Source organism: Clostridioides sp. GD02377 (genome assembly GCF_045899875.1).
Lineage (GTDB): Bacteria > Bacillota > Clostridia > Peptostreptococcales > Peptostreptococcaceae > Clostridioides > Clostridioides difficile_A.
Genome location: NZ_JBJODA010000009.1, coordinates 1 through 16,678, shown reverse-complemented (window position 1 = coordinate 16,678; position 16,678 = coordinate 1). Strand labels below are relative to the sequence as shown.

Genomic DNA, 16,678 nt, shown 5'->3' with positions numbered 1-16,678 from the left:
TTATTTTTATTTTTCAAATACTGTTTGACCATCTACTTCTGTAGTTAAAGCGTTTAATGCTTTTTCTACAAGGCCTCTTCTTAAGGCTTTTTCTTCTGTAGGGTCAAGCGCTGGATTTCCAAGTGGATGAGGTATTGCTATAGTTGGAACTATTCTATTAGCCCCTACTGTTAATGAAATAGGTACTACTGTACACATATGAACTACTGGAAGTCCAGTTTTTTCTATTTCTTTTACCATCGTTGCACCGCAACGAGTACAAGTACCTCATGTAGAAGTTAATATTACTGCATCTACACCATCAGCCACTAATGCTGCTCCAATTTCAGAAGCATATTTTTTAGAGTTTGCAACAGATGTACCATTACCTACAGTTGTGTAAAAAGTTTCATGTAATTTTCCAATCACACCTTCTTTTTCTAAATCTCTAAGAACATCAACAGGTAATACTCTATCTGCATCTAAATTTGCATACACTGGGTCATATCCACCATGTGCAGTTTCATAAGTCTCTTCTGTTAAATCCATAACTCCTGCTATAGAATAAGTTCCATATTTAGAAGCTGAAGAAGACTCTATTCTATCAGGGTTTCCTTTTGGAACTATACCACCTGAAGTAACTAAAGCTATTTTGCATTTTGATAAATCTTTTACAGCGTTACTTGGGTCAACTCTATCAAAGTTTGGCATTGGGTATTCAGTTTCAAATGGTTCACCTTTTATTTTCTTAACTAACATGTCAACAGCTCTCTTAGAACCTCTGTCTTCATGGAAGTAGTTAACTCTTATTCCTCTAGCTATGTATCCTTCATCTTTAGGAGTTCCAATTTCTTCTCCATTAGCAAGTTTTACTGCAAGCTTTGCTATTTTAGGAAGTGCTTTTCTCATACCTGCTGCAGAATCAGAAGTTTCTACTACATAAACTTCTTTTTTGAACATATCTGCACCTGGATTTTCAATATACATACCTGTTAGGGCTGGTATATTTAAAGCATCTTTTACAACTTTAGTTATTGTTCCAGCAGCAACTCCATATCTACCAGCATTAAATGCAGGACCAGCTATGAAAAGTTGTGGTTCAAAACCTTTTATCATTCCTAAAACTTCTTCACTTGCACTGTCTATATTTTCATTGAAGTAGCTATCTCCACATACTACTGTTCCAACTATTTCAATATCTTCACCTAATAATTTATCAAGTTGTAAACTTATTGGAGGTAAAGTTTCTGCCACATGTGGCTTAGTATCAGCTTTTTCTTCTCCACCTATACCAGCAAAGAACTGATTAATATAATGTACCGCTTTTAGTTTTCCCATCTCTTAGTTTCACCCCTTTTGCTTTTAGGCATTAAAATTTACAAAATTCTTCTCTTATACCAGACATTTCTTCTTCTATTTCTTCAACTTCTAAAACCATTTCCATCATACTTATTTGATCTTCATATACAGTTTCATCAAATAAAACTTTCATTGGTTCTTCTACAACATGGTAAACACTTAATCCTAAAGCAACTCCAGCAAGTGGTCCAGCGAAAGTTGGATCCCCAGCAGTTACTGTTTCGGCTGCAAGACCTGCAGCTTCGGCTTCAGCAGCACCTAGTAAAATCACAACATTTTCAGCTCCGAATTTATCAGCAGCTTCTTTAACTCTGTTTTGATTTTCTAAGTCCATAGCCCCAGCAGCAGTTCAGACAAAGCATTCTGTAGATGAGAAAACAACCTCTGCTCCTTCTACTGTTTTTACACATTCTTCTATCGCAGGTCCTGGTATACCATCACGGTCACCTATTATAAGAACCTTTTTATTACTAAGTAAACTCATAATAATCCTCCTTATTATATTTCTAATATATTTTTTTATATCTATAACATTTATTATAATTTATCTATAATATGTTTAATTAACATTACTCAATCGTTTAATAAAATACTTCTTAATATCCTTTAGCAGTTAAATGACCAAATCCTGTTTCATTAGTTGCACCTGTTATAGCTTGTATTTCAACTTCAATAGTTCCATCAGCCTTTAAGCTTCCATCAGAACCACCGGCTATTACATCTACTACTTCTAAATGACCAATTACTTTATCTAATTTAGGAAGTACTACAACTTGGTTAGCATTTCCACCTGTTACAACAGCATCAGCTCTTACATCTGCATCTGCAAGTGATTGAGAACCTCCATCACGTCCAGCATATTCATCTGTAACTATAACAGTTTTTACACCTTGCATTTCTATCTTCTTACAGTTCATTATAAGGTCAGTATCTGGATTTCCAAAACCTTCTTGTGAAACTATAACTGCATCTAATCCTAAGTATTTACATAATTTAGAAGTCCAGTTTGAAGATCTTTCTTTGTCTGCTAGGTAAACATTTTCATTAGTTATAATTACACCTACAAAGTTTATATCTTTACCATGTCTTGCATATAAGTCTTCAACAACTCCATTGTTTATATGAACATAACTTGGGTTTTTGTCACACGCAGAAACACAGTTACCACTTACAATTGCTCCGTCCATTAATTCTGTTGGATATAATAAAGTTGGTACTATTTGTTTTGCATCCACTCCATATACATAAGTATCATGTAATAATCCTTGAGTTTGAAGCATGTAAACATATCCTACTTTTGGAAGTTCTGGATATTCTTTTATTGACTCAAGAAGAGGCTTAGTTTCATATACTGAAACTTCATCTGGAGTAAGATTTCTTGCTGCTTCGCCTAAATACATTGCTGCTTTAAATCCTATCATTCTAACAGCTTTTTCATGAGCATATTGTTTTAAACCATCAATAGGTTCAGCTATTACTACAACATTATTTAATTTAGAAAATGGAGTGTATTTAGCTCCTTCTCCAGTCATGTCTACTATACCTTCTTGGAAACCTACTATTTTTCCAGTAGTTACAACAGCTACACCTTTTAAAGCATGAGTTTTTCCTTCTCCTACAGTGTCAACTTTAGACATTATACCTGGGAATATTCCCCCATTACCTTCAACTTTTACTCTTGGCTCGATAACATCTTTTACAGGTGTTATTCTTACGCTTTCACCTGGACGAGCTAATTCTATATCTATAGATTTTATATGCTCATCTCCACCAATCTCTTGTAGCATCTCTTGCTTATTGATGAATAATACTCCATCTTTTACTTCTGTTACATCACCAAATTGAATATCTTTTATAAAGATTTTCCCTAATTCAAGACGCATACTTGCACCTCCTGTTATTTAATTTGTGTATATGCATTTGAGTTTTTCTCAAAATTATATCATTTTATAACTTTTATTAAAGATAATTTTATAATATAGTATTTTTATGTCTTAAATATTTGTTATATTATTAAAAAATATTTACTGTAAAAAAATTATTTTATTTAAAATTATTTTTTTAACAAACTTGAATATAAAAACCTCTTTTATCTTATTATCTTCAGACTAAAACATATTTTTACTTTATTGTTAATATTTCGCCAATATCTTAAAGATATTTTTTAATCATGTCTTCTATATTAGGAACTGTAGCATCATCTTTAGTAACTTCGTCTACTTTTTCCCCATCTTTGTATATAGCCATAGTTGGAAGGCCTAATACTTTTTGTTTTATAGCTAATCTTCTAGCTTTTGTTGTATCCATCTTACAGAATTTTATTTTGTCCCCATAAGTCTCAGCTAATTTATGAACATCTGGCATTAAAGCTTTACAAGGCTCACAACCTTCACTCCAGAAATCAACAAATACAAAACCTTCTGCGTTTAAAACTTCTTCTTCAAATGTAGCCTTATCTAAATCTAACATTTTATTTTTCCCCCTTGAAATTTTTATTTTATTTTAAATATTATTTATTAAATTGAATTTACAGACTTTTAGTTTCCAAACTTTTCATCAATGTATTTCTCAGCTACTATAGATGCAATTGCTCCATCATTAGTTGCAGTTACAACCTGTCTTAGAGTTTTAGATCTACAATCTCCTGCTGCAAATACACCTGGTATGTTAGTTTTCATGTCTTCATCAGTTATTATATAACCTTTTTCGTCCATATCAACTTTACCTTTGAATAAATCAGTTTGAGCATCTAATCCAACGAAAACAAATACTCCCATTGTTCCATCTTCTTCATCTGCAAAATATTCATGAGTTTCTCCAGTAATCTTGTTTTTAAATACTACTGACTCTAATATTCCATCACCTTTGATTTCTTCTATTACTGTATCTAATAAGAATTCTATCTTTGGATTAGCTTTTGCTTTTTCTTCAACACTCTTAGCACATCTAAATCCTTGTCTTCTATGTACAATTGTTACTTTTCTAGCAAATTTAGTTAAATACATTGCTTCTTCTAATGCACTATCTCCTCCACCTACAACAAACACTTCAAAATCTTCAAAGAAATCTGCATCGCAAGTTGCACAATATGAAACACCTTTACCAGTAAGTTCTTTTTCCCCTGGGCAACCAATTTTTCTTGGAGTTGCTCCTGTTCCTATTATTACTGCTTTAGCTCTATACTCTGCTTTTTGGCCTTTTAAAACTTTTATATCTCCATCTAGCTCAGTATCTACAATGTTATCTCTTAGAATTTCTGCTCCAAACTCTTTGCATTGTTCAACCATTCTAGCTATTAAACTTGGTCCTGTTGCATTTGGAACTGACCCTGGATAATTTGCAATTTCATGTGTTATTACAATTTGCCCACCAGTTTTGTCTTTTTCTAGGATTAGAGTATTCAACTTTGCTCTTGCCCCATAAAGCCCTGCTGCAAGCCCTGCTGGTCCTGAACCAATTATTACTAAGTCATATACATTTTCCATTTTGACTTATCCTCCCCAATTAGATTTCTCATTTTATTTAATATTAAATTAGATTTAATATTTAGGCTGCTTTAATAACTTTTTAACAAATTTTTTTATTCATACTGCATTCTTTGTATTGTATTATAAAATATATCATAATCAATTACTCTAAAGTCGTCTTGAACACTTTCTGTCCATTTTGGAGTCTTTTTATTATTCTGAAATTTACTTGCAGTGATGATTGCTTCTTCAATTAAGGTTAAAGAGTTTATATCCAAACGATTTCCTCTCTTTAGTATAATAGTTCTATAAGGTGTTTCATTTGGTTTTACACTCCCATAGAGTGGATGAGATAAAAGTTCATACCCTTCATGTATCAAATCTCTACTTGCTTCTAAGATACCAATATAAGTTGTGTATTTAAACAAAACTTCTCTTTCTTGAACTTCTTCTCTTACTTTTGGATTATTTGTAATTATTATCATTTTTTTACTCTCTTTCAATCTTTTATTTATTACTTGATAAATAAAAAACAGGAAAAACAAATCTCCCAATTTGTCTTCCCTGTTAAAATCATTTTCAGAGCCCCGTCCAAGTACAGTCATTTTTACCTGAGAATTTCATCTAATCTTTTGGGTAAATAGGATTAAATTTGTCCCTTCGGTCGCTTTTTATAAAGCAGTCTCCCATACTCTTCATCCGGATTATTAAGTTATCAGAAAATTGAAAATTAAGCAATTTATCCTTTGTTTTCTATAAATAGCTTTTTTCTATCTCTGTTGACTTAAGTATATAAACATTCTATAAAATTTGCAATAGTTTTTTTATATGTATTTTGTATACATTTTTACTTTTTTTTCCAAGTGTTGATATTGCATATTTCCTGTATTTTCTTTTTTTTTTAAGTGCAAACCTTTTTTGGTTTACTTTCTCAAACTGATTAAAAATATAACTATTTGTGTATCATCCCTTTGATTTTTACATATTCTTTAATTTTTCTTTTTTATATGGTAAAATTCTCATAATTTTTTATAATTTGCTATCATTTACTTCATCAAACCAAGATTTAACCTCCCCTATGATAGACTTAACACAGTCATTATCAAATGGTGAATGTAGATTTCCCACACTTACAATATCTAAAAATGATTTTGTTCCTCCAACTCTACAAATATTTATATAATCTTGCCATCCTGCATCTCTATCTTGAATCATTTTTTTCCAAAATTGTAATGCACAAAGTTGAGCTAGTACATAGTCTATATAATAAAATGGATTTTTAAATATATGACCTTGCTTAAACCACCAACACCCTCTATCTAAAAAAGAATTATTGTCATAGTTCCTATGAGGTAAGTATTTTTTCTCTAAATATCTCCATTTTTCTTTTCTTTTTGCTTTATCCTCATTAGGATTTTTATAAACATAATGCTGAAATTCATCAACAATTATTCCATAAGGTATAAATTTGATGGCTGTCGACAAGTGAGTAAATTTATATTTATCTGTATCTTCTTTAAAAAACAGATTCATCCATGGCCATGTTATAAATTCCATACTCATTGAATGAATTTCACAGCTGTCAAGTGTTGGAAAATTAATCTCTGGCATATCAATCCATCTAGACATGTATAACTGGAACGCATGTCCTGCTTCATGTGTTAATACATCTATGTCATCATAAGTTTGGTTGAAGTTAGAAAAAATGAATGGTGACTTGTAGTCTGGTATGTATGTACAATAACCTCCTGCTCCTTTTCCTTTCTTTGTTTCTAAATCCATAAGTTCATTTTCTAGCATAAAATTAAAAAATTCCTCTGTTTCTTTTGAAAGTTCACTATACATCCTTTGCCCATTCTGAATTATGTATTTTGAATCACCTTTTAATCTTGCATTTCCTGTTAAAAATTCCACGTCTTCATCTATGTAACTTAAGTTTTCTAGACCAAGTCTTTTAGCTTGTTTTTTATAAAGCTCATTGGCCATTGGAACAACATATTTTAATACTTGCTTTCTAATATTTTCTACCATATCTTCTCTATAGTCACTTCTCATCATTCTGATATATCCAAGCTCTACAAAATCTTCAAAGCCTAATTTTTTAGATATCTTATCTCTAAGTTTAACTAATTTATCAAATATGTCATCAAATTTTGATTCATTTTCTTCAAAAAAATTATAATATGCTTTGTTGGCCAATTCTCTTGTCTTCCTACAATTAGAGTACATAAACTTTCCCATGCTAGATAAATTTCTTTCTTCTCCATCGAACATTATTTGTGCTGATGCTAAAAGTTTAGTATACTCTGAACACAATTTATTTTCTTCTTGCAATTCACTTATTATATCTTTAGAAAAACTTTTCAGAGAATAGTCTATTATTGTGAAAAATTGTTTTCCAAATTTTTTTATTAAATCACATTTAAACTTTGAATTTATTACAACATCATAAAAATAAGAATTTAACTCTTCATACAAAGGCAAATATTCATCCCAGTAATTTTTTTCCTCTTGATAGAATTTATTAAGTGTATCTATACTGTATCTTATTGATGCTATATTTGACAACGTTTCTATTTTATTTCTCAATAAATTAATCTTATGTATATTTTCTTGTTGTTCTTCATAGGTACAGGATTTTTTTATATCTTCTACACACTCCAAAAATTCTTTTTTTATACTATCATAATTGGGTCTTTCATACTTAAATTGTGAAAACTTCATTTAAAACGCTCCTTTGCAACTTTATTTTATATCTTTATATCATACTTTTATATCTTCGATATACATAGTTTTATATACTGCCTAAGTCTAATTTATAAATTATTATATATATTAAATATTCTTTACATTGTAATCATGTTGAATAATAACATATGATTGATATAATTACAATATTTTGTGATATAAAATCAACTACCATGTATATTATTGGAAAAACATTCATATAAAAACCGTAGCTTTTATAACAAATACTTCTATTTATATAATAATGCAAACGATAGCATTTTTATAATTGATACTTACAAAACAATTAAAAATCTACTTTTTAAATATACATATTATATAGATAATATTTTTATCAAAAAATTAATATTATTAAACTTTCTAAATTGCTTATCTCTTGGTATAATAGTATACAAAACTAATCATATTTTCCACTGAAATTTTGTTCAACGCTAGTTGTGTCAACGTTTTCACAGGAAAATTGAGTATATAATTTACTGGAGGTTGATATGTACAAATTAATCGCATTAGATATTGATGGAACAATATTAAACACACAAAAAAGGATTACTCCTGAGGTCTTTGATTCTATTCAAGAAGCAAAAAAGGCTGGTGCCAAAGTTGTTATAACAACAGGCAGACCTCTTCCTGGTGTAAAAGCACTTCTAAACCAATTAAACTTAACAGATGAAGGTGATTATGTTATATGTTTTAATGGAGCCATTATTCAAGAAGTCAAGAGTGAAGAAATTATACATGATGTGGAAATGACTTTAGATGACTTTGATTTTATATATAATAACGTTTGTAAAAAATATAATACCAAAATACACATAAATACAATGACCAATTTAATTACACCAAACGAAATTCCTGGTAAGTATACTCTTCATGAAGCTAAATTAAATGATATAGATGTTAAATATATACAAAAAGATAAAATTGATGAATCTATTAAAATCTGTAAAATTATGATAGTTGATGAACCAGAAAGATTAGAAGAAATTATACAACAGCTACCTAAAAATTTATTCAATAAATATACTATAGTAAGGTCTGCTCCTTTTTATCTAGAGTTTTTAGGTAAAACTACTAATAAAGGAACTGCCCTTAAGACATTGTGTACTAATTTAGATATTCCTATAGAAGAAGCTATTGCTGTTGGTGATGAAGAAAATGACCAACATATGATAAAGTATGCAGGTCTTGGTGTAGCTATGGGAAATGCACGTGATAGTATAAAAGAAATTGCTGATTATGTTACAGATACCAATAACGAAAATGGAGTTGCAAAGGTTATAAATAAATATATACTTAATAGAGCTATTTAAACATATAAAAAACTAAAAATACATCTTTAGCTTTAAATTCTATTTAATCTATATACTTGATAATAAAAGTATATAGATTAAATATTATCTAATATTTTTAGCTAAAGGTTGTTTTAGTTTTTCATATATGTATATCTAGAATAATACTTTTTGTTTCAATTTAAATATTTTATATGATTCTACTATTGCTTCATTAATATCTAAACAATATACATCATCGTCATCTGATAAACCAGATTCTTTTATCCAAGCATCAAAATCATTCTTCGTCCAGAAGAAATTCATTATATTTCAGCAACTTGCTGCCCAGTTTGAATATTTATCAAGATTTATATGAAGCACTCTTAAATGTGGGTTATTGACGTATTCAATTTTTTCGTTTTTTATAAATATTTCTATTTCTTTCCCTGTAACACTACACATAGAATTTATTCTTACATCTTGATTAAATGTGCAAGAAGTTCCTATAGCATCTATAGCACACATTGCACTAAAACTTCGCCCATCGCTCAAAGTTACTTTATGATTAGTTGGTAATGCTGATACAGGATATATAAAATTTATACTATCTTCATCAACAACCATTATATTTTTATCAATAAAATATTGTAATGTATTTTCTATATATTCCTTTTCTAACTTCAAGTTTTCACTTATATATTCAGTCACTTCTTGAAGTGTAACACTAGAACCTTTTTCTATTATTACATCCATAATAGATAGTCTTATTTTTTGTTGTACGTCATCCAAACTATTGTATTTTTCTATCTGACTCATATCTACTCCTCTTTAAACTTCATAACACTTCGATAAAGTATCAGTTAATCTATTCTTATATTCTTCATATTTTTTACTTCCTCTAACTCTAGGTCTTGGAATATCTATGTTTATATCGTCAATAACTCTTCCTTTATCTCTTGACATTACAATAACTCTATCACTCATATATACAGCTTCGTCAACATCATGAGTTACCATTAATGCAGTTATTTTCTTTTTTGTCCATATTCTTTCTAGCTCTTCTTGTAAGTTTTGTCTCATTTGAAAGTCAACTGCTCCCAATGGTTCATCCATTAATAATACTTCTGGATTGCATGCTAAGGCTCTTATCATAGCAACCCTTTGTTTCATCCCTCCAGATAATTGATGAGGAAACAACTTTTCTTTCCCTTTTAAATCTGACATAACTAAAAGTTCTTCTAACATTTCTTCTCTTTTTTCCTTTGGTATTTTCTGTTGTTTCATAGGAAATAGAACATTTCCTCTTATAGTTTTCCAAGGAAATAAAGCATAATTTTGAAATATGAAAGCTCTATCTATACCTGGTTTTTTAACTTTTTTATCATTTATAAAAACATCTCCACTTTCTGATTTTTGAAATCCACCTATTATAGTAAGTAGCGTCGTTTTTCCACACCCTGATGGCCCTAAAAGACAAACAAATTGACCATTTTCTATATCCATACTTATATCTTCTAAAACCTTTGTATGTACTTTATTATTTACAAATGTTTTATTTATATCTCTTACACTTAACTTCATTAATCTGCAAACCTCCATCTACAAAGGATTTTATTTATAAACTTTAATACTCTATCTATTATAAATCCTATTAAAGCTGCAAATATCATAAGCCCAATTAATACATCTGTATGCATTAATGTTTGAGCTTGTACCATTGAGTAACCGAGACCGGCACTCGTAGCTATAAACTCCGCTCAGATAACAGACATCCATCCTGTACTTATAGCTATTCTTGAACCAGTTAGTATATCAGGAAGAGACGCTGGCACTATTACATTTGTAAATATTACAAATGGCGATGCCCCCATACTTCTAGCTGCATTATAATAATCTTTTGATATTGCTCTTACACCTTGAATAGTATTTAAGATTATAGGAAAAACTCCTGAAAAAGCTATTAAAAATATTGTTGGACCATCTCCTATACCAAACCATACTATAGTAAGAGGCACCCATGCCATTATAGGAACCTGTCTTACAGAATCTACGACTGGAGATAAAACTTTTTCAAAAGTTTTAGAAAATCCCATGATAAACCCTATTGGAAGCCCAAATAATAGCGCATACATAAAACCTTTGAGTACTCTCTGTAATGTTATAAAAAGATTAGTAACTGTCTCTACATCTGTTACACAATAAAAGAAACCTTTTATTACATCTACTGGCATTGGAAGTAATAAAGAGCTTCCTATATCTTTTGCCGCAAAATGCCAAACTGAAAATATAATGACTAAGAGTATTATCTTGTATAGAATATCCATACTACTATCAGATTTTTTCTTAGTTAATCTATCTCTTTTATCTTTAGAAACTTTAATTTCCAATTTCTTATTTCCTCCATATCTATATTTCTTATATTCTTGTACTCTTTCAGTGTATTCTTAAATGTAGATTCATTATTTAAAGCATCAACACTTTTATTGTAAAGTTTTATAAAATCACTATATGCTTTACTTTTTTTAAATTTTTTGCTTACAACTAAAACATAAGTATCATAATCTCCCAATTCAGTTGTAGATTTTCTTGTACCTTCTAATCCGATTGATTTTATACAGTCTATTACAACACCATCTACTAGATTGCTTTCTAATCCATATGCTAATGCAGTCCCTAATAAAGGAGATATTTCTACATTTTCATAATATTTCTTCACTAATTCTGACTGATAATTTCTGTTTTGAATGATTCCAATTTTTTTAGGATTGCTATTACTTAATAAGAATACATCTGAATTTTGAACTACTGTGCCAACAATTTCAAATCCACTAGTTGCATTTACATACTGTTTTGCGGCATCTTTACATATAATTGCTATATCTATTTCCTCTGAACTCAGAGCCCATTGCATTGTACTTGCTCAGCAATCATTAATTGTAAAAGTATCCATTACATCACTTACTTTTATATTTTCAAAGTAGTCTCTATTTACCATATAATTTATTACAAAACCAGAGGTATCATCAGATACCCCTATTCTTAGTTTTCCTTCTATTTCTTCTTTATCTTCAAAATTAAAAAATATTATAAATATACTTCCCAAAACAATAATAAAAAGTATTATTATATTTTTTATATTCTCCATTTATTTATAATACCTTTGCTTTCCAATCTTCATAACTCAAACCTTCAGGGAACTCTGGATTAACTTTTTCTTTTATAAATTTATCAAAATCATCTGCTCCACAAGAATCCAATAAACTTGTATCAATTGTATCTTCATATTTAGGTATATCATCTAGTGCTTTTAAATCTTTATACATTTGTAAATTGTTTTTATATTCTTCTCCTGTAACTTTCCAAGTAAGTGTTCTACCTTCTCCAACTGTCTTTTTATAAATAGTTCTAAGTGCAACTTCTTCTTCTACATTATAATATTTTGCAAATATCTTAGCAGCTTCAGCTGGATTTGTATATATGTATTCTATTGCTTTTGTATGGGCTAGAACCAATTTTTTTGCTAAATCTGGATGTTCTTTTATAAAGTTTTTGTTTAATGAGAATGAGCAACAGTTATATTCTTTACCATTAGCTTTTTCTTTATATTGAGTAGATGCTATTATTTTTCCTGCACCATCATTTTCAGCTACAGAACCCCAAGGGTCACAAGATGTAAATGCTTGTATTTTTCCAGTCTTAAGAGCTAAGTATTTATCTTTATCTGAATCCATATTTACAATTTCATATTTTGACGGGTCAGTTGGTAGACCTGTTTCTGGTCCATAATCACTTGTCCATAAGAAATCACTCATATCTGTTGCAATTTTTTTACCTAGTAAATCTTTAGGTTCTTTTATATCTTTTGAAACTATTAAATATTCAGAACCACCTGTATGATTATTAGCTGCTATTGTTATTGGTGAACCTTTAGGTATAGCCCCCACAAGACCTTTTGTTCCTATATAACCGGCATCCATTTTCCCTGCTGCCATAGCTTCAGGAACTTTACCATTTCCAACAGTTTTTACATTAAGACCTAAATCTTTATATATTCCAGCTGCTTCTGCTACTGGTCCAGCAGTCATATGGTCACAGTTATAATACCCTACTGTTATTGTATAATCATCCTTCCCAGCTTTTGCTTCTTCTTTCTCTTTTGGTTTACTACTACAGCCTGTTAGTATAGATGCCCCCATTACACTAACTAAGATTAATGCTTGAATCTTCTTAGATACTCTCATCTAAATTTCCCACCTTTGTGTATTATTTTTATTTTTAGCAACATTTGTCCATATCTTCTCCAAATAAATCAACAAACTTGTTGCCTTCTACCCTATAAATTGCATACCCTACATTACCATTCTTAGAACCTGACACAATTACTTCTATTGGTGGTTCATCATCAATATTTTTAAAATTTATAGTTTGATTCTCTATAGGTGCTGGTATTGGTTTTGTTATGTAATGACTGTTTTTGTCAGAAACTACCACTACCATTTCATTTGAATTATTACCTTTTTTATATATAACTACTAAATCTTTTTTCCCATCATTATTTAAATCTTCTTCAGCACAAGTTATTATATTTTCTTTATGATTTTTTCTAAAATATTCCAATGTTTCTTTATTCACATTTGGAATAGAGGCATCTTCTTCAAGGTTATCATCCACTATCTTTGATAAAACTATTAATGCTACTACTATACAGGATATTATAACTATCTTTTTAAGCATGATTTCCTATGACCTCTTTCATTTTTGGTATTATTGATTTAAATGCAAATAAAATAATTACAATCGTACACACATATTCAAAACTATCTGGTATATTTAACATTAGTTTATTTGCCAACTGTATTGAAGAATTTGTTGTATCTAAATTTACTGAATTGTCATTTACTAAAAGTAAATTTGTTATGTATCCAATTATTATTGAGGATAGTGTCAAAGTTACTGAATATATAATAACAGTTCTTTTCCCAATAAGTTTAAACATACTTATAAGTTCTGGTAAGTTTGTAGCTGCTCCAGCTATTAAAAACGTTATCGCTATCCCAGGAGAAGCTCCACTTGCAACAAGGGCAGCTATAAATGGAATATGTCCTACTGCACACACATACATGACACATGCAAGTATTGCTATACTTCCAAGAGATATCAATCCTGGATTACCTAGATATTTTTGAATTATGCTATTTGGAAAAATTGTTGTTATAAAACCTGCAAAAAGCATTCCCATTACTACATATTTACTAATAGTAAGAGCTAACTCTCCAAAAGACCATTTAAGACCATCAATCAGATTTTCTATAAAACTTCTCTTTTCTTCTTCTAATTCTATTACATCTTCATCTGAATCATTATGCAAAGATAATTCTTCTTTTCCAAAACAATTCCCTAAAAATCCTACTAAAAATGGCACTAAAAAACCAGCTATTAGATAAATAATTGTAACTTTAGGCCCCAAAAGACCTAGACAAAGAACTACAGCTATTGGATTTATTATTGGAGTTGATGTCATAAAAGCAAGCACTGGTCCTAGGTATGCTCCAGAATAATACATACTTATACCAAGTGGGATTACTCCACAGCTACATATTGGTAAAAACATTCCTGAGATAGTGCTTTTAATCAAAGAAGAAAACTTCTTATTTCCAAGTTGTTTTTGAAACCTTTTTGGAGTTAAAACATTGTGAAGTACACCTGCTAATATAAAACTTATCATAAGCCATCCTGATGCTCCATTCAATGTAACTATAGAAGCTACTATAGTCTCTTTAATTCCATTTAAAACAATTTCTAATATATTCATTTTTGATACTCCTAATTTTAAACTTTTAACTATTATTTATAGCTTCTACTATCGCCTTTTCAATTGTATCTTTATTTAATCTGTCATATTTTTTTTTCTGATTTATTATTAAAGTTCCTTTTGTTATAATTCCATATTTTTTTACATATGAAAAATCTTTACCTGCCTGATACAGTTTCACTTCCAATTTATCAGTATACTTTTCTGACATTTTTTTTATAAACACTCCATGCTCATCACAAGATGGTCAAGTATTTATAAATTCAACTAAAACTTTAGACATTTGTTCATCCCCTACTCAAACAATTTATCCTTGACTTAAAATAATCCACAGAAAATAAGTTTTCCCATGGATTGTATACCAAACTGTTTTATAATGTTATGACTTGGTCTATACCTGCACTACCTAAACAAGCATATAAGTTTGGAAAACATCCAATCGTAGCCCCATCAACCAAGTTATTCTCTATCCCTCTCTCTATAGCACATTGGTCACAAGCCATTATTATCATATCCGTTTTTTTATGTAATTCACTTAGTTTTTCTCCTATTGGATTCCCTTTAGATAAGAATAATGTATTATCCATAAAGAAAAACATCCCTAGAACATCTACTCCATGAGTTCCTTGTTCTAATTGTGGTATTATCATTTTGTCTAAAATTTTATGTACATTAGTACTATTGAAGATATATGCTACTTTCATTTTTATTCCTCCATCCAATTTTTCCCTAAATTTTATACAAATTTTTACATATACAATTACATTATAAGTTCTTTTGTATTTATCTGTAAAATAGTTAATAACTATATCATCAAAAGTGTATATAGTATTTTTCTATATAAATTAAATTATTAATTAAATTTTTCTATATTTTTATTAATTTTAATAAATAAAAGATAGACTCCATAAATTTACATAGTAAATTTATGGAGTCTATCTTAATTAAATTTATATCAATATCAAATTTATATATTTCTCAGATTTTTCATACTTATATCGAGAGCTTTGACAGAGTGTGTAAGTGCTCCTACAGAAACAACATCCACTCCAATTTTTCCTATAGATTCTATAGTATCTAAATTCACATTTCCAGAAAATTCTACAATTGCTCTTCCATTTATAATATCTATAGCTTGTTTTGCCATTTCTAAGCTCATATTATCCAACATTATTATATCTGCTTTTGCTTCTAAAGCTTCTTTTACCATATCTAAGGTTTCCACTTCTACTTCTATTTTTCTAACAAAAGAAGTGTTTTTTCTAGCTAGTTCAACTGCATTTTTGACACCACCAGCGGCTCCAATGTGATTGTCTTTAAGCAAAATTCCATCAGATAAATTAAATCTATGATTACATCCTCCACCTACTTTTACAGAATATTTATCTAATATTCTAAGATTAGGTATTGTTTTTCTACTATCTAACAATTTTGTATTTGTACCTTCAAGCTTTTCAACATATTTACTAGTAGTAGTGGCTATACCACTCATTCTTTGTAAATAATTTAATGCTACACGTTCTCCTACAAGTAAATTTCTAGTATTCCCAGTTAATACAGCTATCTTTTCACGATTTTCTACTTTATCACCATCATTTTTATATAACTCTACATCTACATTTCCAAGTATCTCAAAAACCCTCTTAAATACACCTAATCCAGCTATTATACCATCTTGCTTACAAATTAAATCTACAGTAGACTTAGAATTTTCATCCACAATAGAATTAGTTGTTATATCTTCACTTGGAACATCTTCTATTAAAGCATCCTGTATCATTCTATCAATACTGAACCTCCCATGACTAGAGTCACAGGGTTCCTGTTTCACAGAATTTCGCATACTAAAATATGTCTTACCAATTCTCCACAGGCTATCCCCGTAGTTCCTACGGTTCTTACATAAGTTATTTATTTTAAACTGTTATTAGTCTTAGTCCTTCTTTTAGTATATTTATACTCGCATTTGTGTCTCTATCGTGAGTTACATTACAACAAGGACAAATCCATTCTCTTATATTTAAATTCTTAACTTCCTCATT

General features: G+C 29.6%; 19 protein-coding genes and 1 riboswitch. Of the genes, 1 reads left to right on the top strand and 18 read right to left on the bottom strand.

What is annotated here, in order from left to right:
• Window positions 1–6: 6 nt before the first annotated feature.
• The 7 genes from grdB to Q3304_RS09380 form a co-directional block, all read right to left on the bottom strand.
• The gene (gene grdB / locus Q3304_RS09410; protein WP_079739758.1) at window positions 7–1,317 is read right to left on the bottom strand and encodes a glycine reductase complex selenoprotein B; all 1,311 of its coding nucleotides are present in this window, start codon (window positions 1,315–1,317) and stop codon (window positions 7–9) included.
• Between the two features lie 31 nt (window positions 1,318–1,348).
• Window positions 1,349–1,822, bottom strand: a complete 474-nt coding sequence (gene grdA, locus Q3304_RS09405; protein WP_407814713.1) for a glycine/sarcosine/betaine reductase complex selenoprotein A — start codon at window positions 1,820–1,822, stop codon at window positions 1,349–1,351.
• Between the two features lie 112 nt (window positions 1,823–1,934).
• A complete protein-coding gene (locus Q3304_RS09400; protein WP_054270955.1) occupies window positions 1,935–3,221 on the bottom strand; it encodes a glycine/sarcosine/betaine reductase component B subunit in 1,287 nt (428 codons plus the stop codon).
• A gap of 268 nt (window positions 3,222–3,489) precedes the next feature.
• On the bottom strand, window positions 3,490–3,807 hold the full coding sequence (gene trxA, locus Q3304_RS09395; protein ID WP_021385220.1) for a thioredoxin TrxA: 318 nt from the start codon (window positions 3,805–3,807) through the stop codon (window positions 3,490–3,492).
• A 68-nt stretch (window positions 3,808–3,875) separates the two neighbouring features.
• Complete coding sequence (gene trxB, locus Q3304_RS09390; protein ID WP_021385149.1) at window positions 3,876–4,823, bottom strand: thioredoxin-disulfide reductase; 948 nt, start codon at window positions 4,821–4,823, stop codon at window positions 3,876–3,878.
• A 95-nt stretch (window positions 4,824–4,918) separates the two neighbouring features.
• Window positions 4,919–5,290, bottom strand: a complete 372-nt coding sequence (locus tag Q3304_RS09385; RefSeq protein WP_407814714.1) for a GrdX family protein — start codon at window positions 5,288–5,290, stop codon at window positions 4,919–4,921.
• A gap of 103 nt (window positions 5,291–5,393) precedes the next feature.
• Window positions 5,394–5,504, bottom strand: a riboswitch (glycine riboswitch).
• Between the two features lie 330 nt (window positions 5,505–5,834).
• The gene (locus Q3304_RS09380; protein ID WP_407814715.1) at window positions 5,835–7,529 is read right to left on the bottom strand and encodes a M3 family oligoendopeptidase; all 1,695 of its coding nucleotides are present in this window, start codon (window positions 7,527–7,529) and stop codon (window positions 5,835–5,837) included.
• Between the two features lie 512 nt (window positions 7,530–8,041).
• Between Q3304_RS09380 and yidA the strand changes: the two genes are divergently transcribed.
• Window positions 8,042–8,863: a sugar-phosphatase gene (yidA, locus tag Q3304_RS09375; RefSeq protein WP_243192664.1), complete on the top strand. Its 822-nt coding sequence runs from the start codon at window positions 8,042–8,044 to the stop codon at window positions 8,861–8,863.
• A 135-nt stretch (window positions 8,864–8,998) separates the two neighbouring features.
• Here yidA and saoL read toward each other — a convergent pair whose 3' ends face one another.
• From saoL to Q3304_RS09320, 11 genes are all read right to left on the bottom strand, one after another.
• Window positions 8,999–9,640 (bottom strand): MerB-like organometallic lyase SaoL, encoded by a 642-nt coding sequence (saoL, locus tag Q3304_RS09370; RefSeq protein ID WP_407814716.1) that lies wholly within the window; start codon window positions 9,638–9,640, stop codon window positions 8,999–9,001.
• 12 nt (window positions 9,641–9,652) lie between these two features.
• Window positions 9,653–10,405: an ABC transporter ATP-binding protein SaoA gene (gene saoA / locus Q3304_RS09365; RefSeq protein ID WP_054270961.1), complete on the bottom strand. Its 753-nt coding sequence runs from the start codon at window positions 10,403–10,405 to the stop codon at window positions 9,653–9,655.
• Window positions 10,405–11,211 carry an ABC transporter permease subunit SaoP gene (gene saoP, locus Q3304_RS09360; protein WP_243192666.1) on the bottom strand — a complete coding sequence of 269 codons (807 nt, stop codon included), beginning with the start codon at window positions 11,209–11,211 and terminating at the stop codon, window positions 10,405–10,407. Before saoP ends, saoA begins: the two co-directional genes overlap by 1 nt.
• Entirely contained in the window at window positions 11,172–11,960 is a 789-nt protein-coding gene (gene saoB, locus Q3304_RS09355; RefSeq protein WP_243192749.1) for an ABC transporter substrate-binding (seleno)protein SaoB, read from the bottom strand. Before saoB ends, saoP begins: the two co-directional genes overlap by 40 nt.
• Before the next feature lie 13 nt (window positions 11,961–11,973).
• Window positions 11,974–13,065 (bottom strand): ABC transporter substrate-binding subunit SaoX, encoded by a 1,092-nt coding sequence (gene saoX, locus Q3304_RS09350; protein WP_407814717.1) that lies wholly within the window; start codon window positions 13,063–13,065, stop codon window positions 11,974–11,976.
• Window positions 13,066–13,099: 34 nt separating this feature from the next.
• Window positions 13,100–13,558, bottom strand: coding sequence for a Cys-Cys-COOH (seleno)protein SaoC (gene saoC, locus Q3304_RS09345; RefSeq protein WP_054270966.1), 459 nt, complete (start codon window positions 13,556–13,558; stop codon window positions 13,100–13,102).
• A complete protein-coding gene (gene saoE, locus Q3304_RS09340) occupies window positions 13,551–14,636 on the bottom strand; it encodes an efflux transporter SaoE (RefSeq protein ID WP_054270967.1) in 1,086 nt (361 codons plus the stop codon). The genes saoC and saoE overlap by 8 nt, the downstream gene beginning before the upstream one ends.
• A gap of 25 nt (window positions 14,637–14,661) precedes the next feature.
• Complete coding sequence (gene saoT / locus Q3304_RS09335) at window positions 14,662–14,919, bottom strand: thioredoxin-like (seleno)protein SaoT (RefSeq protein ID WP_243192668.1); 258 nt, start codon at window positions 14,917–14,919, stop codon at window positions 14,662–14,664.
• Window positions 14,920–15,007: 88 nt separating this feature from the next.
• Window positions 15,008–15,340, bottom strand: a complete 333-nt coding sequence (gene saoD / locus Q3304_RS09330) for a DsrE-related protein SaoD (protein WP_054270968.1) — start codon at window positions 15,338–15,340, stop codon at window positions 15,008–15,010.
• Between the two features lie 263 nt (window positions 15,341–15,603).
• On the bottom strand, window positions 15,604–16,416 hold the full coding sequence (gene nadC, locus Q3304_RS09325; RefSeq protein ID WP_074178553.1) for a carboxylating nicotinate-nucleotide diphosphorylase: 813 nt from the start codon (window positions 16,414–16,416) through the stop codon (window positions 15,604–15,606).
• Window positions 16,417–16,552: 136 nt separating this feature from the next.
• Window positions 16,553–16,678: zinc ribbon domain-containing protein (locus Q3304_RS09320; protein ID WP_407815427.1), on the bottom strand; the 126-nt coding region annotated here is incomplete at its 5' end.